Consider the following 23821-nt stretch of genomic DNA (forward strand, 5'->3'; position numbering starts at 1 on the left):
AGCAAGTCATGCGTCACTTAGCGCCTTATCAAGCCGGACTATGGCTGGCAGAGTATATAAACTTACGCTGCCAGTTATGTGCCGTTTATCGTAGTACTCCGCAATCACAGCTTTTACAAAATCCCTCCTCGTCAAATACTCCATTATTCAGTCAAAACAGTTTATTAGCTGAAAATACATCGTATTCTTTATCAAGCAGCCATTCTTCTTTTAGCAAAATCCGAAAGCAACTCTATAGCCGTTTTAGTAGCGGATTGCTGTGCGCCCACTGCCATAGCAGTATTGCGTGGTTGCCTAAGCCATTTGAAGTTGATATTACTGCTGGCATGACGCTCACCATTCAAGCAGCAACTTACTATGACTATCCCATGCGCCAAGCTATTAGAGCCTTTAAGCATCATGAGGATATGACAAAGCTGCCATTATTGTTACATGTGATACGTCAACTACCACGACCTCATGGCTGCTATCATGATAATAGTGTGATTGTCGCTATGCCAACGACCGATGAGCGTCTCATTAAACGTGGCTTCGATCCTGTCAGTATTTTGGCCGCGCATTTATCTAAGCATTGGGACATTCCTTTATGGCAAGGTATCAAGCGTATTGATAATACGGTCAGTCAGCAAGGACTCACCCGTGATGAACGCTTGAGTAATCTAGACAATGCCTTTGCGCTAATTGAACCGCCTCCCGTTAAGCGTTTGATTTTATTTGATGATGTAGCGACGACAGGGACGAGTTTGCAGGCTTTAGCTCGCATTCTATCAATTTACCCTTCAACATCTCCTACCTTCAATAATAAATATCATCTGTACGCCTATGCATTAGCGCATGGTAGCCAGTCATAGATGCTAATAAAACATATTGGCAACTACCATTATGTTGCTAATATGTTGCTAATATTTTACTCCCACGCTATATTAACAATTAGATAGACTATAAACATATGCCTCTAATAGCCAATAGCTAGCCTGCTTTAAAGATAGAGAAGTAAAGTGTTTAAGCTGATTAGAAGACTTGTTTTATGGAACAAAAATTGCATGGCTATAGTTGACTATTTTATATTAAAGCCTGTTTAAATATTAGGTATTCACTACGACTGTAAAGCCAGTCATGCTTGAATATGCCAGCAGCTATATAGGGATCTGACGTGAAAGCATCGGCTAACAATCGACCACAGAAATTGCGTAGAAGTAGCTCAGGGTTTACTCTGATTGAGCTGATGGTAGCGATTGCTGTGCTAGCTATTATCGTTAGTATTGCTGCGCCTAGTATCAGTACTCAGCTTGCTAATCAAAGAGTTAAGTCGACGGCTGCTATTTTGCAAAACGCACTAAAAGAAGCCAGAGTTGAGAGTGTTGTACGCCGCCAAGAAATAGAGGTATCTTATGATGATAGTTCTCATAATATTATGATTAAAGTTGATGATGGTAGTAACAATGATGAAATCGCTACCTACCAATATAATGCAAAAAGTATCATCGACGGTGATGATGATATTAAGTTCAAACCTAATAAAACTGCTGACGATGAAACTTATGCTATTTGTGATAGTAATGAAGCAGCTACCCCTAGAACAATTACTGTTAGTAAACTAGGCGCTGTTAGCATTCAGCTCGGAGGATCATGTTGATGAGTCAATTTAATCAGCAGCGCGGAGTCGGATTGATAGAGGTACTTGTCGCCGTATTATTGTTATCCGTTGCAGTGTTAGGTTTTAGCGCCTTACAGCTACGGGCTATTAGCGCCACTAACGAGAGTTTAGTGCGTACTCAAGCTATGAGTATATTGCGAGGATTAGCAGAAAATATGCGTGCTAACTCAGCTAAAATAGACACGTACCAGACGATCATTAATAACCCAAGCTCAGTCACTGATATTAGCTTAAGCAGCTGTAGAGCAATAACAGACAATTGTACGGCCACACAAGTCGCTGTTAAGGAATCAAAGGCTGCTGTTACCAAACTAACAGAATATGGTATTAGTGTGATGATGACTACCTGTCCAGGAACAGCTGGATTTTCTGAAGTGAAGTGTATAGTTGCCGCTTGGGATGATACACAAGCGGCAATGGGTACTGGCGCTCAGGCTTGTGCTAATGCTGATGGAACATATAAGAGTGGTAGTACTTGTATCATTATTGAGGCGTATTAACTATGAAAAACAATCAGTTACCGCCGAACTTACATAATAAATTTCAACAGGGTTTTACCCTTATTGAGCTTATGATTTCTCTGGTATTAGGTCTATTAATATCAGCTGCTGTGATACAAGTGTTTTTAACCAGTCAACGCGTTGACCGCGTTCAGACCGCAGGTTCTGAGATTCAAGATAAAGCGGTGTTCGGCCTACAGTCTATCGAACCACAAGTACGCCTGGCTAATCTAGGTAATAATGGGGTGTCTATTAGCGATATGACGGATAAAGGCGGTATCGTACTTACTTCTAGTAAGAATAATAATGCTTCTGTCAATGTCATTACAGATGAAAGGCTAAGAACAGGATATTTAACTCGTAGTCAAGGTATGGATTCTAATGGAAATAATAATAGCAAATGGAATGGTAGTCTGACAAATACTAATGTATTTAGTGATCAGTTGACTATTCAGTATATTAATACTACGGGAAAGATATTATACGATTGTGAAGGTGAAGAAGTTGAGCCAAACGAACGTGTGATTACTCGTTATTTTGTAGTAGAAGATGATGTGAAAACTGGAAAGTTAAGAAAAAATCTGAATCTTAATTGTAACGCAGGTCGCATAGAAAATGATGACGATAATGATGATAAACTCAAAAAATTTGGTAAAAGCCAAAAAGGTCAAACTATCATCCAAGATATAGACCAGTTTAATATTCTTCTAGGAGTGCAGCAATCGGTAGGTGCCGGTAGTACGACTACATACCAGTATGCCGATATGACGGTAAATGATTATATGGCGCTATCAGATCCAAAGCCTGCTATTACTAATATCAGGATTGCCATATTAGCCCGAAGTACTTCTAACAGCCCTGATGCCAGTGCCGACGTTTTTAACATATTTGGCAGTAACCAGACGTTAAAGCCGCAAGCAGATGCGCCTAAGTATCTGCGTCGAGTCTATGATTCAAATATTCTACTACGTAACGCTCGCGTTATGCGGGTCATCAGTAGCAATAACGTTGGTGGTGGCGGTAGCGAAGGTGGTGGCGGTAGCGAAGGTGGTGGCGGTAGCGAAGGTGGTGGCGGTAGCGAAGGTGGTGGCGGTAGCGAAGGTGGTGGCGGTAGCGAAGGTGGTGGCGGTAGCGAAGGTGGTGGCGGTAGCGAAGGTGGCGGTGGCAACAATGGCAACGGCAATGGCAACGGCAACGGCAATGGCAACGGCAATGGCAACGGCAACGGCAACGGCAACGGCAATGGCAACGGCAATGGCAATGGCAATGGCAATGGCAACGGCAATGGCAATGGCAATGGCAATGGCAATGGCAATGGCAATGGCAATGGCAACGGCAATGGCAACGGCAATGGAAATGGCAATAAGGGTAAGTAAAAATATATCTCAAAATAATATTAGCGTAAAAGATCAGGGTAGGTGAGTAACCATATATTGTATTTGACTCTATTAATAAAGGCAGTAATCAGTTATGAAGACTAATCGCTCTTATCCTATAGGATTATCTCATCAGCGCGGAGCGGTATTGATTGTGGTATTGCTTTTTTTAGTATTAATTATGCTCATCGGGGTGATTGCAGTACGTAACAGCAGTACCGACTTAAAGCTCGCTACTAGCGATCAGATTAATACGGTACTGTTACAGTCCTCTGATAGTGTTAATAACAAGATAGAGATGTCGGTTAATGGTTTGACAACTGGTGATCAGTATAAGCAGATTATGGGTATCACCGGTATATTTGGATATTATTTCTTAGGCAGTAATGACGAAGACATCATTGATTTTTGTTATCGACCACGCTCTTCCTTTTTTAATATCGACAATGCCGTCATACGCCGCGGTTCTGGCAAGATTGTGAATAACACAACGGGTTATTGTGATACGACTAAATCTACTGACTATACTAGCAATCGTAATACTACGATGACACAAGTAATGATAAAAAACGTTAGTGCCACTGCTAACAATGGTGATTTTGCACACATGGCTTTAGGCTCAGACTCTGATGAAGAAACCTCAAAGAAGTATACCTTTGATATCTATTCGACTTCAGTACTGCCTGCTTATGGCAGTGCTAGAGATGAAAAAGTAAAAGAATGCTTTGAAAAAAACGCTTCAAATAATGTGGATGGCGTCACAAAATGTATGGCTGACAATAGTATTCCAAGTAAAATGCTAGTAGAACAAGTCGATGTGGCGAATATTCAAAGCAGTGATTATTGTACTTACTTTGGTAATAGTGCCAAAACAGGTAGCAGCAACGCATTATGTAGAGACAGCTAATAGCGATACAAATGCAACTAATAATCGTTTGACTAAGTTGCGATTGTTGAAAACTATAGCTGGTAATAAGCTAATATACTTATACAACCATGTCTATTATGGCCGTGCTCAGGAGATAACACCGTGAAACTTAAGACTCCCAATCGTAATCATAATCCAGTAGTGGCGGCTCATAAATTCGATGCTCAAAAAGCTGAAAGTCTGTGGTTGCGTACTTCAAGTTTGAGTGCTGTGGTATTAGGTGTGATGTGCATGAGCATAGCGCAAGCTGCTGTGAACCAACAAGGAGAGGTTAGCCGTATTGGTGATCTGAGTATCTATCAGCCTGCAGCGACCGCTCGTACCAACTTAATGATGATGATTGATACCTCAGGATCTATGGGTATCAGCTCCTTAGTGCTACCAAAAAACAATAGGTTTGGTAGTCCTGGCGATGTTGATAGCCCGTTATGCTCGCGCGTTGGAGTGGCTGAATTTAAGCAAAATAGATCAACGAGTAATATTTTTGAATGGACTTATAACCTTACTGACGCATCGACTGGAGGTAGAACTTCTATTCGTAAAAGCGTTACTATCGGCGGTGAAGTTTTTCCTTATCATGTGCGCGGTTGCAAGAAGGGTAATGTTCAAGAGCTTGATAGATTGTCACGTCTAAAAGACGCTTTACTACCTTTGCTAGCGGGTGATCAAATCAGTAATGCGGTATATATGGGACTTGGTCATTTCTCATCTAAAACTGATCTTAATATCGGTACGGCAAGCAATAAGCTAGTTGATGGCCACTCAGGACGTATTTTAGTACCCTCTGCGCCGCTCACTATTGAGCAACGTAAAAAAATTGCTAGAGCATTAATCAATTTTAAATCACTTGATACCACTACTAATGAGGATGGTACTCCCAATACTAACCTTAAACTCTCAAGTAATAGTTATCCAGATGTGAGTAAAGTATCGAGCGGCACACCTACTGCGCATGCGTATGCAGAAGCAGGTGCTTATATGATGGGTACTGGCACTGGTGTAGATAGCACTCAGGATGACATTAGAAAGATTGAGCTTATCTATGACGGTTATATGGTTAAACAAAAAGCGCCAAATTCGGATGAGCAAGTATATTTCGTTTGTATAGCGCTTGGGCCTACGGATACTTCCGCTATCGGCGCTACGGTTAAACAGTGTGTCAACAACTGGCCAGGCTATGATAGCGGTCAAAAAACAGTTGCATCAGGAACGCTCAGTAGTGGTAACGGTGTTTATCGCCCTGATGCTTTAGGTGGCTGGATAAGAATAACCGACCAAACCGAATTTAAAGCACGTTTGAGAGACGTAGCTGGCACAGCGGTAATTATGGATAATTTATGGGATACCTATAATAAATTACCAGTTGGTTGGCGCTATGGCGGCTGGTTAAAAGTGGCACAAGAGCCACTCGATATCGAGCCGATCGTTGGTACGGTCTATGATTATGGTGGTGAGATAAAGGGTTTGGTTTCTTATCGTACTAATCCATTTACCTTAAAGACGAATTTGGCAGACAATCTTGTAGGTGGTCTAAAGTACTCTGCAGCGGATACTAAAAATGCAAACAGTACTGCTTATATTAAAGGCAGCAGTAACAATACTTGTGACAGTAACGGTATCTACTTTTTGACTGATGGAGCACCGAACTCGACTAAAGATAATATGGCACAGGCTATTATAAATCAGTCCTTAACCACTACGCATGCCATCAATGCTAAACCTGTAAATAGCATTGCTACTCCCGCTTTGGTATCACCAAAGCTGCAATCTAATCTATTCGTTGGTGAGACTGGGGGTTGGGAGTATATTGGTGAATATGCCAAGCGCTTAAACGATAAGACTAAAAATCCCTCGGGTGTCGTCATTAAAACAGCGGTAGCAGGTTTTGGCTCATCATTTGCCGCTTTTGATGATACAGAGGGTAAAGCCCTTAGAAAACCTGATGGTACTTATGACTGTGATGCTGCAACCAATCTTGATGCTAAAAATGCTTGTAAATGGGGCAGTTCTGATTATGGCGATGGCGGCTTCTTCTATGCCCAAACTTCGAAAGATATCTCTGATAGTGTTAGTACGTTCATTCAACAGTTGAATAAAACGATTAATACCATCCCCGCAGGTACCATTACGGTGCCTGATGATCCGTATCAGACCAGTACGACTTTACCTTATGCTTATCTGCCCATGCTTGAGCCAAAAGTTGGCGACTCTTTAAAAGTATGGCCAGGCAACCTCAAAAAGTACGGAACCAAAAACGGCACTTTATATGGCAAAAATAACAGCCGCCTATATACGGATAGAGAAGGTGCATTGAACGATGCTGCTGCTGATTTGTGGCAGCAGTATAGTCCGGCACTAGGCAATGCCTCAGTCAATAGCGGTGGATTTTATGCTCGCCTAACGGCACCTACGTCAGGGTCAATTGCTAGTACTCGTAATGTATTTGTCGAAAATTATATTGGCTCTGCAGGTGCTGCTACTCCTGATGGCGTCGTAAAGATTGGTGTTGCTGATAGTGGCGAGCCAACCGGTTTTTCAGTGGTTAATGATCCGGTATATAGTAACGGGCGAACATCCTTACAGTCTAAGCGCCTACTCCTGAACTTCTTGGGTTATAACATTCCTTATACTAATGAAGACCAGACCTTGATTTATCAACTTAGGATGCAAAACTATCTACCTACCGAAACTATTCGTCAAGTTGGTGGTGTCGTGCATTCAAAGCCTGCCTTAGTCTCTTATAGCGCTGAAGTGAATGAAGCTGGAAATATCACTGCCAATAACCGTGATGACTATCTGTTATTTGGTTCAATGGACGGTGCTCTACATATGGTTGATGCGGCAACTGGTGAAGAGAAATGGGCACTCATTACGCAAGAGATGTTCCGAACGCAGCCAGAAGCATTGGTTAAAGGGGCCGTGGGGGAGCTAAGCTTTGGTGTCGATGCCCCATGGTTGGTCAGCGCAAAGTATCGCTACCAAGCCACCGGCACAGGTACTTCAAAAACGCGCAAAGTTTCCTTATATCAACCTGATAGTAGCAATGCGAACGATGTTACTAATACCATTAACTTCTTACCATTGGCAGCCTATGGCGGTTTCCGTATGGGTGCTGAGGGAATATATGCCTTAGATTTAGAGGATAAGAACAAACCTAAGATACTATTTAGTATTACTCCCGATGTTAGTAATCCAAACGCTGCTGTGTTACATCAAAACACGTCGGGTGTGCAAACGACGATTGCCAACACCGCTAGCAAGAGCTATGGCAATGTCGGACAAATCTGGAATACAGTCACGACCGCTCGTATCGGTGCAGGGTCAAGCACTAGCAAAGCTAAAGATGTAATAGTCTTTGGTGGTGGTTATGACATGAAGTACGAAGATCCACAGTTCGTGCCGACGACTGCTACTAGAACCAAAGGCAGCTCGCTCTATATTACAGATGCCAAGACAGGCGATAATCTTTGGTCATGGAACAATCCAGAAAATCATAGTATCGTCGCTGGTGTCACTACTCTTGATCGTAATAACGACGGCTTATTTGATCACTTATACTTCGCGGATCTGGGCGGTAACGTCTTCCGTGCTGACTTCGTTAATAGTAAAACAGAGTCCTTCAGAAATGTACGAGTAGTACGTGTGCTAAATGCCTCTAATGCGTCAGCTGCTGCAGGGGTACTGCCTTATCGCTTTTATGATCGTCCAGTAGTGAGCTTTTATAAAGACCGCCAAAGCAAGATATTTGCTCTCATTAATCTTGCTTCAGGCGATCGCAGCTCACCACTTGCTAAGCGCCGTGACGTTACTGCTACTAGTAAAGTCAAGGCTAACCGCGTTTACGGTATTATAGACACTGATGTTATTCGTTCTGATTTGTTAACAGTAGCTACATCAACCCTTACCATCAAAGACTTAAGTGATACAAATCTAGTTGAGCTAGGTGGAGACAAGTTAATCGTCGATGCAAGTACCAATTTGGCTACGGCTAAGAGCAATCTGATTGCAGAGATGGTAAATAAGACCAAGCAAGGCTGGTATTATCCACTAACAAGATTCGCAGGGTATGAGAACGTCTCCCATCTAAAGTCAGTAGGCGATTACCGTGTTATAAATAACTTTTTATACATGTCAGTGTATGATCCGAATTTCTCGTATGGTGGGGGTAGTGTCTGTAATGCGCAAACCCTTGGTGCTTCAGAGTCTCAGCTATATTGCCTACCTTATGGTGTCTGTATGGAAGATACGTCTCTTACGGGTACGGGTGGCTTCGCACCTGCTGGCAAAGGTATTCAGGAGCTAACGCTTGGTGCAGTAAATGCTGAGAACTTGGATACTACAGTACTGCTGGGCACTCGCACCTTAAGCGAACGTGCGGCAGACCCTCTTTTCGGATACGGTAATGATCCTACAAAGACCCCCATCAAATATGTTGGCACATCTAATCCTTATACCAATGCTGTCAAAGATAATGGTGATGGTACGATGGCTAGTATTTTGTTCAAAGCGCGTTTTGAGCTTAAACCAACCCAATGGTACGAGGGTAACTGATGCATAACGCTGATATCAGCTGCCTTAAGAGCCATGTTAAATATGAGGGTAAAGTCGGTAGTCATGGCTTTACTCTGATAGAGCTGATGGTCGTGGTAATGATCATTGCGATACTTGCCGCTATTGCTATACCTAGCTATCGCCAATATGTCATTAAAAATGCCGAACGTGATGTACAGGCGAAGATGCTTCAGCTAGAGCTTCAATTGGAGCGCTGGCGGGCGTCTGCATTGACATATAAAGGCTTTAGACCGCAAAAGCTAAGTATCGTCAATGGTATAACGACATCTAGCTACACTTATGACGATGGTGATAATAAAATTGTTTATGTTCCAAGCGGTAGCACTGCTAGTAATTATCGTTATAAAATTACGCTCGTCGATAGCACAACCAGTACTGATAGTGATGGTGCCGTTACGACTAGCTCATTAGTAACATTAGGAACCGATATTGATAATAATACAGGCAGGGCATGGAAGATGTTTGCTGAGCCTAGTAGTAATTACAATACAGCGCACAAGATGCTGCTAGATAGCGCTGGTTTGCAGTGCCAGACTAAAAATAATGATAGTAGTATTACAGTTACTTCTACTGATTGTGGTAATTATTCGGAGAGCTGGTAATGATAGATGCCTATTATAGAGTGAACCAAATCAATAAAAATCATCGTGGTTTTACGCTAATTGAGATGATGATAGTAGTTGCTATCATAGGTATTTTAGCAGCGATTGCTTATCCTAGTTATCAGAGCTACGTTATCAAGTCCAAACGTACCGATATGATGAGTGAGATGCAAAATATCGCTTCAATCATAGAAAGTCGAAAATTGGCACAAGGGAATTATAGTAATGCGTTAATTACTGGGTTAGACGGCGATTATCCGAAACAGGGCAGTGCTCTTTATAATGTTACATTCACTCCAGCAACGCTGACATCCAAATGGAAAATTACCGCTGAAACTATAAATAACACTCAGGTAGATGGCGATGGTGATCTAACTTTCGACTACCAGACTGTTAAATGTCGAGATAGTGTTTGCGGTACTGGTAATGAATGGAATGAATAATATGAATTATCATCTCCACTGCAATAGCGACAAAAATTGTCAGTTGTCTTTACCTTTCACTACTCATAATAGGTCTACTGACAATTTTCAGTAGGTTAAGCGTAACATAAAGTGTAGATTATTATACCAATGAAATTTATTACGCATAAATAATGAAAGTAATTGAGTACTTACAGGAAGTACCTACTATAGATGAAAATTTTGGCACGCTATATGCAACAATTATACTAAGACAAATATATTATATTGCTAAAGATAAAACGTGTTAATTACCATTTATCTTTATATACCCCAAAAGGAGTTCATATGAACACTGCTCAAAAAGGTTTTACCTTAATCGAACTAATGATTGTTGTTGCTATTATTGGTATTCTAGCGGCAATCGCTATCCCTGCTTACCAAGACTATGCTGCCAAGTCTCAAGTAGCTGCTGCGTTGTCAGAAATCAGTGGTGGTAAGACAGCTATGGAGTTATCAATGGCTGAAGGAAAGCCAGTGGCTACTGCGACCGATATTGGTCTGCAGACTACTACTGCAAACTGTTCAAATATTGCTGCTGTAGCAGCTAATAGTACAGGTGGTTCTATAACTTGCACGATGATAGGATCTTCAAAAATCCAAGGTAAAAATATTATTTTGACTCGTTCGGATGAGGCTACAACCGGTACTGGTAACTCTGCAGTAACTACCGTAGGTGGTTGGAAGTGTTCTACAACTTTAGACGTAGTTAACAAAAAACTAGCACCTAAGTCATGCCAGTAATCTTAACTAATAACTTTATATAAATAGAGGGGGGCTAGCAAAATGCTAGCCTTTTTTTTATGGTTTATTTATCATTACTTTTCTTCTTATTAGCTTTTTTGTGGCCAGCTCATTTTGAGCCTCTGCCGCTTTTTTACCAAAATGGGTTTATTTTTTTCTCATTAATATGTCTATTAATTAACTTGAAGGAAATTGTTATTGATAGACTATCCATCGTTTTTGTCGTTTTATTGTTCACTATCATGGTGCTTGAGTTTCTTGTAAGTAAGAGTTTAAGCGATGGTGCTATATATTTTCTAATAACAGTGGTTTTTACCATAGTTTCATATATTTTAGGCATCAACTATCGTCAGATTTTAGAGCAGATAAAGTTATTTATTCCTATTTTTCTGTTTACAGCAATAATACTCTTCGTCATACAGATATGTCAGTTTTACCATATAGACTCTATATTTGTAAAATACATATCTGCTACTAGCAATAGGTATTATTCAAACATTGGTCAACCAAATATTTTAGCTACTATATATGCCATTGCTATAGCCTACCTAAGTTTTAAAAAGACGCATGCTAAGTTTGTATTACTGATATCTATTTTTGTTCTAGGAGTATTTTTAACGAAATCTAGAGTTGGATATTTATCAGTTTTCTTAATTTGCTTGCTATCCACTGTTACTTTAAATCAGTTGACAATAAGAAATATTATTAAGAATACTTACCCAGTATTACTATTGATGGTAATGTTTTTTATTAATTATTTAAATAAAGACAGCCTTGTAAGCTCCAATAGATTAAATAGCCTAGATAAAGCTAGAGTTAATATTTATAAAGATGCGATAAATTTAATTATTGATAGACCTATTTTAGGGTACGGATGGGAGGCTGCGAATAGACATCTACCTGATAATAATATCATATACCATAAAAGTTTTTTGTATTCTTATCATAATATAATATTTGATTTACTACTTAGTTATGGTTTTATAATAACTTTAATTTGGATATTCTTATTTTTTAACATAGTATGGCGAAATAAAAGAAACAACGTTAAAGTATTTATTATAAGTTCCCCCTTTTTATTGCATTCCTTAGTTGAGTTTCCCTACTATTATTGGTATTTATTAATGCCTTTTGTTTTTTTAATAGGTGTCATTAATAAGTTATATCTCAATCAGGCGGTATGTATTTTATCAAGAAAGTATTTGCTGTTAATAACATTATTTTTTTTATTAATGTATAAGATTTTTTACAATGAGTATGAGTCTATATCACAAAATTACTTATCTATTTATAATAAAGAGTGTAGAGAGCTGCCTAAGAATCATTGGATATTTTTCAGGGAAAGTTCTAAACATATTGAATATTTTTGTTTAGATACTTCTAAAGTAAATGAGAAAAGAAAGATCGTATCTGATAGCTTAAGGTACACGTTATTAATAAACTATCTAGATACTTATCCTCTAAAAAACGACTATCTAAGTGAATATGCTTGTATAAAGTATAATTACTCTTGTCAATAATTTTCAAGTCATAAAGAAATAAATTTCTTGGTTTTTTATGCTCAAAGCTTATATGGCATAGTGTCTGCAATATACTTAATACAATAACAATTCGATAACACTGCTATGAAGCCTGTCAAAAGTTGTCACCCTAAATCTCAGTCTGGCTTTACATTAATAGAGCTGATGATGATTACTGCTATTATTGGTATATTAGCTTCAATCGCTACAGTTAGTTATCAGAAGAAGATTAGACAGACGCAATTAATAACTATTTACCAAGAGTCTAATCAATATCGTACGCCTTATCAGATACTAGTAGATGAAGGAGCGGGAGTGACGGGATTTTCTCCTAGCGGCCTAAATATGCCCGCACAGACAAAATATTGTCAGTTTAGCGTTACTGCACCTGCTTTAAATGGGATTACTACTAACGCAGTTAAATGTAGCATTCAAAACTTACCCTATTTACAAGAGCAATCACTCAGCCTTGATCGCGCTATTGACGGTACTTGGCAATGTCGAGCATCATTCGATATTCCAGAAGCGTATTTGCCACAAGCTTGTCAGTAAAAATATCGATAACAAAAAACCACCTAATAGCATTGCTAATAGGTGGTTTTTATTTTAATTCTATAAACTGTTTTGAATTTATAATTACTTCTCTAAGTACTGAATCTTACCTTCAACACCATCCCACTTTTCAGCTTCTGGCATCTGTCCTTTCATCTCAGTGATATTTGGCCATTTTTGTGCTAGCTCTTCATTGAGCTGAGTAAACATCTCTTGCCCTTTTGGTACTTCATCTTCTGAGAAGATCGCATTAGCAGGGCATTCAGGTTCGCATAGAGCACAATCGATGCACTCATCAGGGTCGATGACGAGGAAGTTCGGTCCTTCATAAAAGCAGTCGACAGGACAGACTTCCACACAGTCGGTGTATTTGCAAAGAATGCAGTTCTCTGTAACGACAAAGGTCATAGTACTGTCTACCTGTTATTGGATTGAGCGAAATAGAATAGATTAAAAATAAGGCACATTTTAGCGCTTTTGAGATAATTTAACAATTCCCTTTAATAACTAATGATTTCCTTCAAATGATATAGTAAATCATGTGCCTGCTTTGGCGTGAGGCTGTCAGGGTCAATAGCCTGTAGTTCATCTTGTAGGCTAAATATCTGATTTTGTTGAGGAATATCTGTATTTTTTTGTTTTTTATAAAGATTCCTGATGTTTGATTTCTCTATATTACTATCATAAGTCTGCTGGCGTTTATCCTTTACCGACTTAGCTAATTCATTTTTGTCATCATCAATACTTTCGTTATCTGGTTTTAGATTGTCTATGCTTAAGTTATCTACTAAATAACGCTTGGCATCATTAAGCACTTGAGTTGGAATACCCGCCATTTTTGCCACATGCAACCCAAAGCTAGAACTTGCTGCACCATCCTTGATTTGATGCAATAGTAGCAGTTGACCATCAACTTCGCTAGCAGCGACATGGACATTACGAATATTGGCATGATTGCTTGAATTATTTTCTATGTTGTTTTCTGTGTTATTTTGCGCCAATTTTGTCAGCTCAAAATAATGGGTGGCAAATAATGTCAGGCAGCCAATCTCTACCAATCGATTAACACAAGCATGAGCGATTGCCAAGCCATCAGTGGTGGCTGTACCGCGTCCGACTTCATCCATCAGCACCAACGATTTATTGGTCGCTTGGTTGAGAATATTAGCGGTTTCAATCATTTCCACCATAAAGGTTGATTTGCCACCTGCCAAATCATCAGCCGAACCAATACGGGTAAAGATACGGTCGATATCACCAATATGAGCGCTAGCTGCTGGCACAAAGCTGCCACAATGGGCAAGTAAAACAATCAATGCCGTTTGGCGCATATAGGTAGATTTACCGCCCATATTAGGACCGGTAATCATTAACAGTCTTTCAGGATTTTCATAACTGCCTAATGCGCAATCGTTAGCAACAAAATGACTGCTATGTTTGGCAGGATTATTTTGATGAGTATGCATAGGATTTAGTACAGCTTCTACAACAACATGACGACCTTCTTTAATATTGATACTGGTTTGGCTGTTATTATTCAAGCCATTTTCTGAGTGACTGTTTTCTAAGCTATTATCTAAGATGCTACTCTCTTTTGAGTCGTTACTCATGACTGGACGCTGCCAGTTATAAGTGATCGCAAGCTGTGCCCAATTACTGAGTACATCTACCTGGGCGATAGCAGCGCTCAGCTGTTGCAGTTCGGCTAAATGGCTACCTAATTGTATCAATAGCTCATTATACAGTTGCTTTTCTCGAGTTAACGCCAGTGTCTGTGCGCTGAGATACTCAGTCTCGACTGTTTTTAGCTCGTCAGTGATAAATCGCTCGCTACTTTTCAGCGTTTGCCGACGGATAAAATGTGCAGGGGCATTTTTTGCCTGCATTTTGGGTAATTCAAAATAAAAGCCGCTGACCTTATTAAAACCCACTTTTAGGCTGGGTAATTGGCTTTCTTGACGCGCACGCTCTACCATTTCATCCAATGTCACTTGGATATTGTCATGCAGATGAGTCAGGCGATCAAACTCTGCATCATAGCCTGCGGCTAACATGCCACCATCACGAATATGCGCCGGTGGCTCTACGATAATAGCTCGCTCAATAAGCTCGGCCACGGACTGTACGGCAGGTAACTGCGCAGGCAATTGCTGCATTAACATCGGCAACAGTCCTGCCTGCTCATGGCTGATACCCGCATTCGTCAGTAGCGTCGTAAGCTGCGCGCTACTAGCAATACCATCAGCCAATTTACGCAAGTCACGTGGTTTAGCACTCATCAGCCCGATACGGCTACTAATACGTTCAATATCACCGATAGCATTTAAGGTTTCGCGCAAGCTGGTAACTAATGAGATATTTTCCGAGCTTTGCTCAGACTGTTTATCAGGATTTAACAACCTAGTTATCGCATCTAAACGCAAATTAATACGGGCATGCTGACGCAGTGGGCGTTTCATTTGCTGCACGAGTAAGCGTCGACCCATCGGCGTTTGACAATGGTTGAGGACAGATATCAATGACGTACCATTGCTGCTAACGGGCGTAAATAGCTCAAGGTTTTGCTGACTATTGGCATCAATGATTAAATAGTCATCATTATATTCGACGATAAGCTGGTTAACTTGTGGCACATGACGCTGCTGAGTTTGCCGCGCATAATGTATTAGCGCCGCACAGCTAGACTGGGCAAGTGGTGCACCGCTAATACCAAGTCCATCAAGGCGTTGAACCTCAAACTGCTGGCAAAGGGTTGCGCTGGCATGCTCACGGTGGAAGTCATTGGCCGCAACTTCAATAATAGGGCAGTCGAGATGTTGACGTAGCCATAGCAGCCACTCTTCGCTGATATCACCATTACTGTCACTCAGCACTTCACTAATAATACATTCGCTTGGCGCAAAGCGTGCCAGCACCGTGAGCATTTGGGTTTGTAAAGATTCAATATCATCGTGATTGGCGCTGATCGTTTGCGTCGTTAAAGTCCCAGCGGCTAAATCCATTTGGCTAACGGCAGCTTGCACAGGTTGTTTGCTATTCGCTTTGGGTGTCAGAATATCAATAGCAACAACAGTCGGGGTATTATTGGGCGCAATGAGTGCATCGTCAGTAATAGTCCCTGCGGTCAGCGTTTTGACCACTTCACGGCGCATAATAGTGCCAGCAGTAGATTTGCTCTTATCTTTCTTCTGTTTATCGCCTATGGTGGGAGAGTTGGACGGGTTATTTGCATTGTCAGTGCCAGTAGCTGATTCATCGATTTGTTCACAGACAACGACGGTTTGCCCAGCAGCGATCAATCTTGCCATATAACTATCTGCAGCATGAAAAGGCACACCTGCCATCGCAATCGTATTACCTGCTTTATCTGTACCACGACGAGTAAGCGTAATATCGAGTATCTGCGCCGCACGTTTGGCATCATCAAAAAATAACTCGTAAAAATCACCCATCCGATATAACAGCAAAGCTTGAGGATAGTTAACCTTCATATTGAGATATTGCACCATCATCGGCGTATGATCTGCCAAGTGGTAGGTTGTATCGCCTATGATCAATGAGTTAGAGTCAAATGGCACAGATTTTGAAGTGGGTTTACTAAGATTGTTATTTTGAGCAGAAGGTTTAACTGGCATGCAGAATCTCTTAAGTTGTCTTTTTTATTTATTGAATAGGGGTGTTTAAATAAGTTTGGCTAGATAGAAGGCTTTAGATATAAAGGCTAATAATAATCGGTTTAAAATAAAATAGGTCAACTAAAAAGTGTGCTGGTAACAAGCAAAAAAATTGAAAAACATAGGTTTATAAGTGTTATTTTAACACGTCCTATCACCTTTTTACGTCGGCAAATATCTGCTAACTGCACTTGTATCCATCGCCGTCATAACCATATATAATGACGTCACACTTAATTGGGCGATATTTTATTGGACTGTCTTAAATTGGATAGTAACCAGCCAAATAATTAAAAAAACAGCGAGTAAAGCGTTGTCATGCGCACTAATTATCGAATATTTCCATAGGTCAAAAAATTATGTTATCAAAGATTATAGGCAGTGTCGTTGGCACCAAAAATGAGCGTGAACTTAAACGCATGCGCAAAGTGGTCAGCAAAATCAACGCATACGAGGCTGCGATACAAGCCCTGTCTGATGAGCAATTACAACAAAAAACTGAAGAATTTAAAGCAAGACACCAAGGCGGCGAAAGTCTAGATTCCTTATTACCAGAAGCGTTTGCGGTTTGTCGTGAAGCGTCTTTACGGGTTAACGGTATGCGCCACTATGACGTGCAGCTGATCGGTGGTATTACCTTGCACGAAGGTAAAATCGCTGAGATGAAAACTGGTGAGGGTAAAACCTTGATGGGTACCTTGGCCATGTACCTCAATGCCATCAGTGGCAAAGGCGTACATTTGGTGACGGTCAACGATTATTTGGCGGCACGTGATGCGGAATTAAACCGTCCCTTATTTGGCTTTTTGGGCATGACGGTTGGCGTGATTTACTCGCAGCAACCACCACAAGAAAAAGTCGATGCTTATCAAGCGGATATCACTTACGGTACCAATAACGAGTACGGTTTTGATTATTTGCGCGATAACATGGTCTTTAGTTTAAAAGAGAAAAAGCAGCGCCCGCTAAACTTCTGTATTATCGATGAAATTGACTCTATTTTAATCGATGAAGCTCGTACGCCGTTGATTATCTCAGGTCAAGCTGAAGATTCATCACGCATGTATGCGCTGATTAATACCATTATTCCCGTGCTGATTCGCTCAAAAGACGAAGAAGCCAATAAAAATAATGAAGAAGAGGATTTTTGGATTGATGAGAAAAATCGCCAGATTGAGATTAGTGAAAAAGGCTATGAGAAAATTGAGCGCTTCTTAATCCAAGTCGGTGAGCTTGGCGAAAACGAAAGTCTTTATAGCCCAAGTCGTTTGCCATTATTGGCTCACGTACAAGCGGCGATTCGTGCCCACCATGTCTTTGTCAAAAATATCCATTATATTGTCGATGATGGCGAAGTGGTTATCGTTGATGAAAACACCGGTCGTACTATGCCTGGTCGCCGCTGGTCAGAAGGTCTGCATCAAGCCGTTGAAGCCAAAGAAAATGTTGAGATTCAAGCAGAAAACCAAACCCTTGCAACCACCACATTCCAGAATTTTTTCCGTCTGTATGACAAACTGTCTGGTATGACGGGTACCGCTGATACTGAGGCAGCAGAATTTAAATCAACTTATGATTTAGACGTCATTGTGATTCCAACGCATGAGCCGATTGCTCGTGTCGATATGGATGACCAAATTTTCTTAACCAAGTTAGGAAAATATAAAGGCATTATCCGCGAGATTCAAGAGATTCAGGCAAAAGGCGCGCCAGTATTGGTCGGTACGGCAACGATTGAAGCCAGTGAAGAATTGTCCTATCTGCTCGATCAAGAAGGCGTTAAGCATAATGTGCTAAACGCTAAGCAGCATGAGCGTGAAGCTGAAATCATTGCTCAGGCAGGTAGCCCAAAATCGGTCACGATTGCTACCAATATGGCAGGTCGTGGTACCGATATTATCCTTGGCGGTAACTGGCAATCGTTTATTGAAGATATTGATGCGGTTAGCCCTGAAGAAATGGCGCGTCTAAAAGCCCAATGGCAAATCAAGCATGACCAAGTCGTTGCGGCTGGTGGTTTGCATATTATTGGTTCTGAACGTCATGAATCACGCCGTATTGATAATCAGCTGCGTGGTCGTGCGGGTCGTCAAGGTGATCCTGGGATGTCACGTTTCTTCTTATCACTTGAAGATGACTTAATGCGTATCTTCGCCGGTGACCGCGTCGTGAATATGATGCGTGCCATGGGTCTCAAAGAAGATGAAGCCATTGAACATAAAATGGTTTCAAAGTCGATTGAAAACGCCCAAGGTAAAGTAGAAAGTCGTGATTTTGATGCGCGTAAAAACCTACTGAAATACGATGATGTGGCCAATGATCAACGTAAAGTCATCTATGGTCAGCGTGATGATTTGTTGGCTGAGATGGATTTGTTAGAGGCCATTAAAATCATGCATCAAGAAGTCTATAATGCCATGATTAACCAGTTTATTCCGCCAGGCTCTATCGATGATCAGTGGAATGTCGATGGGTTAGAGGATGAGCTTGAGAACGAATTTAAGATTGCAATGCCTATCAACGATTGGCTTGATGAAGATCGCCGCCTAGATGAAGAAGGCTTACGAGCCAAGATCATCGAAACAGCACTGGATCGTTATCACAGTCGCCGTGAGCAAATGGGCGAAAAAGATGCGGCTCAGCTTGAGCGTCATTTTATGCTGCAAAGTTTAGATAAGCACTGGAAAGAGCATTTAACCCAGATGGATCAGCTGCGTAAAGGTATTCATCTGCGTGGTTATGCACAGAAAAACCCTGAGCAGGAATATAAGCGTGAATCATTTGAGCTGTTCCAGATGATGCTTGGCGCGATCAAGTCTGAAACAGTACAAGACTTATCACGTGTGCATATCCCAACCAAAGAAGAGCTAGAGGCGTTAGAAATACAGCAACGTGAAAATGCCGCTCATATGCAAATGCAGTTTGAGCATAGTGATATCGATAATATGGACGGCGGTGTGGAAAGAGCAGCAGTGCAAAGCCGCAATGTCGTTGGCGCTGCTACGGGTTCTGGCGTAGCAGGTGCTATGGCGGGCAGTAGCGATGATGCAGACCCATATGCTGGTATGAATATCAGCCGTAACGCCCCATGCCCATGTGGTTCAGCACTTAAGTATAAGCAATGTCATGGCAAAATATAAACCTAGCTAACATTCCTTGATTAAAAAGTCCTTATCGAAATAGATAGGGACTTTTTTTATGCCCTGAGGATTGATGGCTGAATAAAAATATCATCTACATTGTATTGATTACTTACAAATTCAATGTAGGCGCGCATTTGTGGACAGGCTATAGTGTTTAGCATAATTATTTGGGAGAGCATGATGAATGTAGCATTATTAAAACAGTGGCGTCACTCTTTGGTTGTTACGGCATTATTGGCAGGAGCCTTGTCTATAACAGCCTGTCAGCCAAAGCAAGAAACAGAGCCAAGTTTAGAAGAGAGTATCAGTGAAGAGCAGGCTGTGCCTATGTCTGCTGAACCTGCCGAGCCAAGTGATGTGGTCGTAGATGCCCCCGCTAGCGAAGTCGCAGATGATACCGTGGCTACGGTCAATACTGGCGTCAATCAAATAACGTACTTGTGCTCTCCTGAGCTAGAAGTCGAAGCAACTTATAAAGATACTAACCAAGTGATGCTTGTGACTGCTAAAGGGTCAGTCACTTTGACAAAAACCAATGAAGCCAGCAATCCTGAAGTATTTGAGGGCGCAACGGCTATCGATGGGACGACAGGCTTTGTACAATGGCGCGTTGCCCATAAAGATCGCGAAACAGGTGTAATGCGTGCCGCTGGCACTGACACCACTAACGTCACTACTTATGAATGTAAAAAGACTCAATAATGGCTAGAACGTTGATGGATAATTTAAAAGAAAAAAAGCAACGTTCGCGTTGCTTTTTTTCTTTTGCTTTCCACAAAATCAGAAACTCGACAGTTTATCTCTTATGAGCCGTATTTTGCTCATGTGCCAAAAACCCTTCTTCAGTAACATCGAGTTCCTCATGTTTGAGTTCGACTTCAATGCTGTCAGTATGCGTGTGTGTGGTTTTTTCAATGGCTATTTCTTGGATGACATAAGTGTCCTTAGTAATGGTTGCGATTTGACGCGATAAAACAATCTCAATAGGCACATCGCCAATCTCAACTTGTGTGCCATTGATAGTAACGACAGCTTTACTATCTAATGATGGCTCCACATGACGCAATATGTCTTTATCATCATAGTTCCCTGACAATAGATCCTGACTTTCGGCATCCTGATAATCGGTACGTACCGTGATATATTCTTCTACCAGCTCAATAGGTACTTGAATAGTTTTGGTGCGAAAATGCTTGGTGACAGTTACTTTACCAACATCCAAGCGCTCTTTATTGACTACTGGGCGCTCTTCTAATAATTCTAGATAACCACCGTTATTGTTATTAGTATCAGGTAGATTTTCTGAAATACTTTCTTGTTGATTGCTTATTATTGTTTGCTTCTGACTATGATCAGATGATAACAAGTCAGATGAGGTTAAATCATCTTGCGTGCCACTAGCGGTATTATTGGTAAAGTCAGGATAGTTGGTATTAGGATAGTTATTTTCATTATTAGCATTCATGGTTATTGTCCTTATTATTTTATATAAAAAAAGACCAGAGACGAGCTCTGGTCTTATCTACTGAGCAAATGACTCAGTGGCTAATGGCTGTCGTATAGTATTGATTTAAATAGTATATAACAATATAACAAATACTCTTTAGATTATAAAGCCATACGAATGCCTAGCCTATTACATACCACGAGCGCGGCGTACATCTTCAGCAGTGATATCATCACGAGTAAACAAATTGCCATCACGATCAATGACGTTACCATTATTATCGACATCTAGCTCTTCACGTTGAATGGTATCTACGATCGTTTCAGTATGACGCTCTGTCGTTTTACCAACATTCACTTCTTCTGTGACATAAGTCTCTTTATTAACATGAGCACGCTCAGCTTCTAGCTCAACTTCGATCGTCTCATTGCCATCGATATCACCGATACGGCGTTCAGTTGGGCGATTAACATTGGTACGTTCAATATTGGCATGCTCCTCTTCCAAGTCAACATTGACGTTACGCTCTTCAGTCACGACATGCTTACCGACTTTTACCAAACCTGCCACAATACGATCTTTATTAACAGTCAGACGTTCTTCTAATAGCTCTAACGTATTTGGTGCATCGTAATTATGGTCGGCAATTTCCATACGCTCAGCTTCTGGGATACTGTCAGCGACAAATGCCTGACGGTCTCTTTCATACTGTTCTTTATAGCTATACTGGTAATCATGGTCATAGACTTCCATCGCTTCTACCTGCGATTTGGTCAAGCTATCAAAGAATACGTCATCACCAACGATACGTGCTAAACCTGCTGGTACCAATACTTCTTTTGAGCTAAACCAGCCACCTGCATCGACGATTAAGTAACGAATGCGACCAGTCGTATCTTCTACCAATGCGCCTTCAATTTTACCGATTTTTTCTTCATTAACACCAAAAGCAGTCTTGCCAGTTGGGTCATAATAATCATCACCGATCAGATCACGGTGAGTTGCTTGGATATCTCTTAAACGAATAAGTTGGCTCATTATTATCTTCCTTTTGTATGAGTAAATTTCTTTTTATAAAATGGTTTATTGATATTCTTATATGAACTGTTATTAGATAAACGGTTCAAGCAATAGTATTTATTATAGCCAGTCGCTATCTCGACTTGTTGATATCGTAACAGGACGATTTGGCATGAGATATATAAGCAAGGTAGCAAAGTGTGCGCTTGACGTAAGGGTGTGTAATAGGCTGTAAAGAGCATAATCACTATATAACCTTTAAGTTAAGGCTTTCCTACGCTAATACGTTTAAGCAGGCGGGTGTTAATATTTTGACATAAAAAAACCGCATTGCTCAAAGCAATGCGGTTTTAGATTCTGATAATAAGCTAAAAATTTACAGCATACCGATCATTTTAAAATAGCTTAAGCCAATTCGATTGCTACTGCTACTGCTTCGCCGCCACCGATACACAGTGTAGCAACGCCTTTTTTGCCACCAGTACGCTTTAGAGAGTTAATAAGCGTCACTAGGATACGAGCGCCTGAACAGCCCACTGGATGACCAAGGGCACAAGCACCGCCTTCTATGTTTACTTTAGCATGTTCGATGTTTAGCTCATCCATTGCTGCCATCGTAACCATGGCAAATGCTTCATTGATTTCCCATAAATCGACATCAGCGACTGACCAGCCAGCACTTGCCAATACTTTTTCAATTGCGCCAACAGGGGCAATAGTGAACTCGCTTGGATGACGAGAATTAGAGGCAGTCGCGATGATACGCGCTTGATACTCTAGACCTTCTTCTTTGGCTTGTGACTCTTTCATCAATACAACAGCTGCAGCACCGTCTGAGATAGAGCTGGCGTTTGCTGCGGTGATGGTACCGTCTTTTGCAAAGGCAGGACGCAAAGTAGGGATGCGCTCAGCATTAGCAAGGGCAGGCTGCTCATCGGTATCAACCGTTTGCTCGCCTTTACGAGTTTTGAACGTAACTGGTTCAATTTCATCTTTGAAATGATTGTCTTTGATCGCTGTAAGTGCACGATTTAGCGACTCAATAGCAAAATTATCCATTTGTTCGCGCGTATAGCCTTTTTCATCCGCCATTTCTTGTGCAAATTGACCCATTAACTTACCAGTATCGGCATCTTCTAGACCGTCTAAGAACATATGATCTTTGACTTCTTTATGTCCCATGCGATAACCACCACGCGAACCTGGCATGATATAAGGCGCATTGGTCATCGACTCCATACCGCCAGCAACAGCAACCTTAAAGCTTCCAGCTTTGATACCGTCATGCGCTTGCATAACTGCTTTTAGACCTGAGCCGCACAGCTTATTGATGGTAACTGCACCCGTCGCATCAGACAAGCCAGCTTTGCGCATCGCTTGACGCGCAGGACCTTGACCCAAACCTGCGGTTAAGATACAGCCCATAATAACTTCATCAATATTATCAACATTAACGCCTGAACGCTCAACAGCTGCTTTGATAGCCGCTGCGCCCAAATCTGTGGCGCTTATGTCTGTCAATGCGCCTTGGAAGCCGCCCATTGGGGTGCGAGCGCCGTTTAAGATTACAATTGCATCATGTGACATTGTTATTTCCTTTTTTGAGTATTTTAATCCAACATATT

Annotated in this window: 18 protein-coding genes; 13 read left to right on the forward strand and 5 right to left on the reverse strand. The window is 41.1% G+C overall.

The features are described 5' to 3' along the window. Positions 1 to 8: 8 nt before the first annotated feature. The 11 genes from H0262_RS01830 to H0262_RS13225 all read left to right on the forward strand — a co-directional run bounded on the left by H0262_RS01830 (position 9) and on the right by H0262_RS13225 (position 12912). Positions 9 to 851: a ComF family protein gene (locus H0262_RS01830; RefSeq protein ID WP_181209475.1), complete on the forward strand. Its 843-nt coding sequence runs from the start codon at positions 9 to 11 to the stop codon at positions 849 to 851. A 302-nt stretch (positions 852 to 1153) separates the two neighbouring features. Beyond that, on the forward strand, positions 1154 to 1636 hold the full coding sequence (locus tag H0262_RS01835; protein WP_181209476.1) for a prepilin-type N-terminal cleavage/methylation domain-containing protein: 483 nt from the start codon (positions 1154 to 1156) through the stop codon (positions 1634 to 1636). Then, on the forward strand, positions 1636 to 2157 hold the full coding sequence (gene pilV, locus H0262_RS01840; RefSeq protein WP_181209477.1) for a type IV pilus modification protein PilV: 522 nt from the start codon (positions 1636 to 1638) through the stop codon (positions 2155 to 2157). Before H0262_RS01835 ends, pilV begins: the two co-directional genes overlap by 1 nt. Before the next feature lie 2 nt (positions 2158 to 2159). Further along, positions 2160 to 3533: a PilW family protein gene (locus H0262_RS01845; RefSeq protein ID WP_181209478.1), complete on the forward strand. Its 1374-nt coding sequence runs from the start codon at positions 2160 to 2162 to the stop codon at positions 3531 to 3533. Positions 3534 to 3627: 94 nt separating this feature from the next. Next, entirely contained in the window at positions 3628 to 4440 is an 813-nt protein-coding gene (locus H0262_RS01850) for a PilX N-terminal domain-containing pilus assembly protein (RefSeq protein WP_181209479.1), read from the forward strand. Between the two features lie 123 nt (positions 4441 to 4563). Beyond that, on the forward strand, positions 4564 to 9012 hold the full coding sequence (locus H0262_RS13220) for a PilC/PilY family type IV pilus protein (protein WP_181209480.1): 4449 nt from the start codon (positions 4564 to 4566) through the stop codon (positions 9010 to 9012). Then, complete coding sequence (locus tag H0262_RS01860) at positions 9012 to 9635, forward strand: type IV pilin protein (RefSeq protein WP_181209481.1); 624 nt, start codon at positions 9012 to 9014, stop codon at positions 9633 to 9635. The genes H0262_RS13220 and H0262_RS01860 overlap by 1 nt, the downstream gene beginning before the upstream one ends. Beyond that, on the forward strand, positions 9635 to 10078 hold the full coding sequence (locus tag H0262_RS01865) for a type IV pilin protein (RefSeq protein ID WP_181209482.1): 444 nt from the start codon (positions 9635 to 9637) through the stop codon (positions 10076 to 10078). Before H0262_RS01860 ends, H0262_RS01865 begins: the two co-directional genes overlap by 1 nt. Positions 10079 to 10384: 306 nt before the next feature. Then, complete coding sequence (locus tag H0262_RS01870; RefSeq protein WP_181209483.1) at positions 10385 to 10840, forward strand: pilin; 456 nt, start codon at positions 10385 to 10387, stop codon at positions 10838 to 10840. 242 nt (positions 10841 to 11082) lie between these two features. Then, positions 11083 to 12360 carry an O-antigen ligase family protein gene (locus H0262_RS13265; RefSeq protein ID WP_409033814.1) on the forward strand — a complete coding sequence of 426 codons (1278 nt, stop codon included), beginning with the start codon at positions 11083 to 11085 and terminating at the stop codon, positions 12358 to 12360. Positions 12361 to 12465: 105 nt separating this feature from the next. After that, positions 12466 to 12912: a pilin gene (locus H0262_RS13225; RefSeq protein WP_181209485.1), complete on the forward strand. Its 447-nt coding sequence runs from the start codon at positions 12466 to 12468 to the stop codon at positions 12910 to 12912. An 84-nt stretch (positions 12913 to 12996) separates the two neighbouring features. Here H0262_RS13225 and fdxA read toward each other — a convergent pair whose 3' ends face one another. After that, positions 12997 to 13320, reverse strand: a complete 324-nt coding sequence (gene fdxA, locus H0262_RS01885) for a ferredoxin FdxA (protein WP_149408904.1) — start codon at positions 13318 to 13320, stop codon at positions 12997 to 12999. Positions 13321 to 13412: 92 nt separating this feature from the next. Then, complete coding sequence (gene mutS / locus H0262_RS01890; protein WP_181209486.1) at positions 13413 to 16547, reverse strand: DNA mismatch repair protein MutS; 3135 nt, start codon at positions 16545 to 16547, stop codon at positions 13413 to 13415. A 398-nt stretch (positions 16548 to 16945) separates the two neighbouring features. On the opposite strand from mutS, the gene secA reads away from it, so the two are divergent. Together secA and H0262_RS01900 are read left to right on the forward strand one after the other, a co-directional pair. After that, on the forward strand, positions 16946 to 19726 hold the full coding sequence (gene secA, locus H0262_RS01895; protein ID WP_181209487.1) for a preprotein translocase subunit SecA: 2781 nt from the start codon (positions 16946 to 16948) through the stop codon (positions 19724 to 19726). 183 nt (positions 19727 to 19909) lie between these two features. Next, positions 19910 to 20431 (forward strand): hypothetical protein, encoded by a 522-nt coding sequence (locus H0262_RS01900; RefSeq protein ID WP_181209488.1) that lies wholly within the window; start codon positions 19910 to 19912, stop codon positions 20429 to 20431. A gap of 94 nt (positions 20432 to 20525) precedes the next feature. On the opposite strand, the gene H0262_RS01905 is transcribed toward H0262_RS01900, so the two are convergent. From H0262_RS01905 to H0262_RS01915, 3 genes are all read right to left on the reverse strand, one after another. Continuing rightward, on the reverse strand, positions 20526 to 21194 hold the full coding sequence (locus H0262_RS01905; RefSeq protein WP_181209489.1) for a YsnF/AvaK domain-containing protein: 669 nt from the start codon (positions 21192 to 21194) through the stop codon (positions 20526 to 20528). A 171-nt stretch (positions 21195 to 21365) separates the two neighbouring features. After that, on the reverse strand, positions 21366 to 22214 hold the full coding sequence (locus H0262_RS01910) for a DUF2382 domain-containing protein (RefSeq protein ID WP_133103825.1): 849 nt from the start codon (positions 22212 to 22214) through the stop codon (positions 21366 to 21368). 387 nt (positions 22215 to 22601) lie between these two features. Next, complete coding sequence (locus H0262_RS01915) at positions 22602 to 23783, reverse strand: thiolase family protein (RefSeq protein ID WP_020442635.1); 1182 nt, start codon at positions 23781 to 23783, stop codon at positions 22602 to 22604. Positions 23784 to 23821: the final 38 nt, after the last annotated feature.

Source organism: Psychrobacter sp. D2 (genome assembly GCF_013608135.1).
Taxonomy (GTDB): domain Bacteria; phylum Pseudomonadota; class Gammaproteobacteria; order Pseudomonadales; family Moraxellaceae; genus Psychrobacter; species Psychrobacter cryohalolentis.

Bases quoted from the DNA above. Each gene is read 5' to 3' on its own strand.
- H0262_RS01830 (WP_181209475.1), top strand. From the start codon at position 9: ATGCGTCACTTAGCGCCTTATCAAGCCGGACTATGGCTGGCAGAGTAT.
- pilV (WP_181209477.1), top strand. From the start codon at position 1,636: ATGAGTCAATTTAATCAGCAGCGCGGAGTCGGATTGATAGAGGTACTT.
- H0262_RS01845 (WP_181209478.1), top strand. From the start codon at position 2,160: ATGAAAAACAATCAGTTACCGCCGAACTTACATAATAAATTTCAACAG.
- H0262_RS01850 (WP_181209479.1), top strand. From the start codon at position 3,628: ATGAAGACTAATCGCTCTTATCCTATAGGATTATCTCATCAGCGCGGA.
- H0262_RS01860 (WP_181209481.1), top strand. From the start codon at position 9,012: ATGCATAACGCTGATATCAGCTGCCTTAAGAGCCATGTTAAATATGAG.
- H0262_RS01865 (WP_181209482.1), top strand. From the start codon at position 9,635: ATGATAGATGCCTATTATAGAGTGAACCAAATCAATAAAAATCATCGT.
- H0262_RS01870 (WP_181209483.1), top strand. From the start codon at position 10,385: ATGAACACTGCTCAAAAAGGTTTTACCTTAATCGAACTAATGATTGTT.
- H0262_RS13265 (WP_409033814.1), top strand. From the start codon at position 11,083: ATGGTGCTTGAGTTTCTTGTAAGTAAGAGTTTAAGCGATGGTGCTATA.
- H0262_RS13225 (WP_181209485.1), top strand. From the start codon at position 12,466: ATGAAGCCTGTCAAAAGTTGTCACCCTAAATCTCAGTCTGGCTTTACA.
- fdxA (WP_149408904.1), bottom strand. From the start codon at position 13,320: ATGACCTTTGTCGTTACAGAGAACTGCATTCTTTGCAAATACACCGAC.
- mutS (WP_181209486.1), bottom strand. From the start codon at position 16,547: ATGCCAGTTAAACCTTCTGCTCAAAATAACAATCTTAGTAAACCCACT.
- secA (WP_181209487.1), top strand. From the start codon at position 16,946: ATGTTATCAAAGATTATAGGCAGTGTCGTTGGCACCAAAAATGAGCGT.
- H0262_RS01900 (WP_181209488.1), top strand. From the start codon at position 19,910: ATGAATGTAGCATTATTAAAACAGTGGCGTCACTCTTTGGTTGTTACG.
- H0262_RS01905 (WP_181209489.1), bottom strand. From the start codon at position 21,194: ATGAATGCTAATAATGAAAATAACTATCCTAATACCAACTATCCTGAC.
- H0262_RS01910 (WP_133103825.1), bottom strand. From the start codon at position 22,214: ATGAGCCAACTTATTCGTTTAAGAGATATCCAAGCAACTCACCGTGAT.
- H0262_RS01915 (WP_020442635.1), bottom strand. From the start codon at position 23,783: ATGTCACATGATGCAATTGTAATCTTAAACGGCGCTCGCACCCCAATG.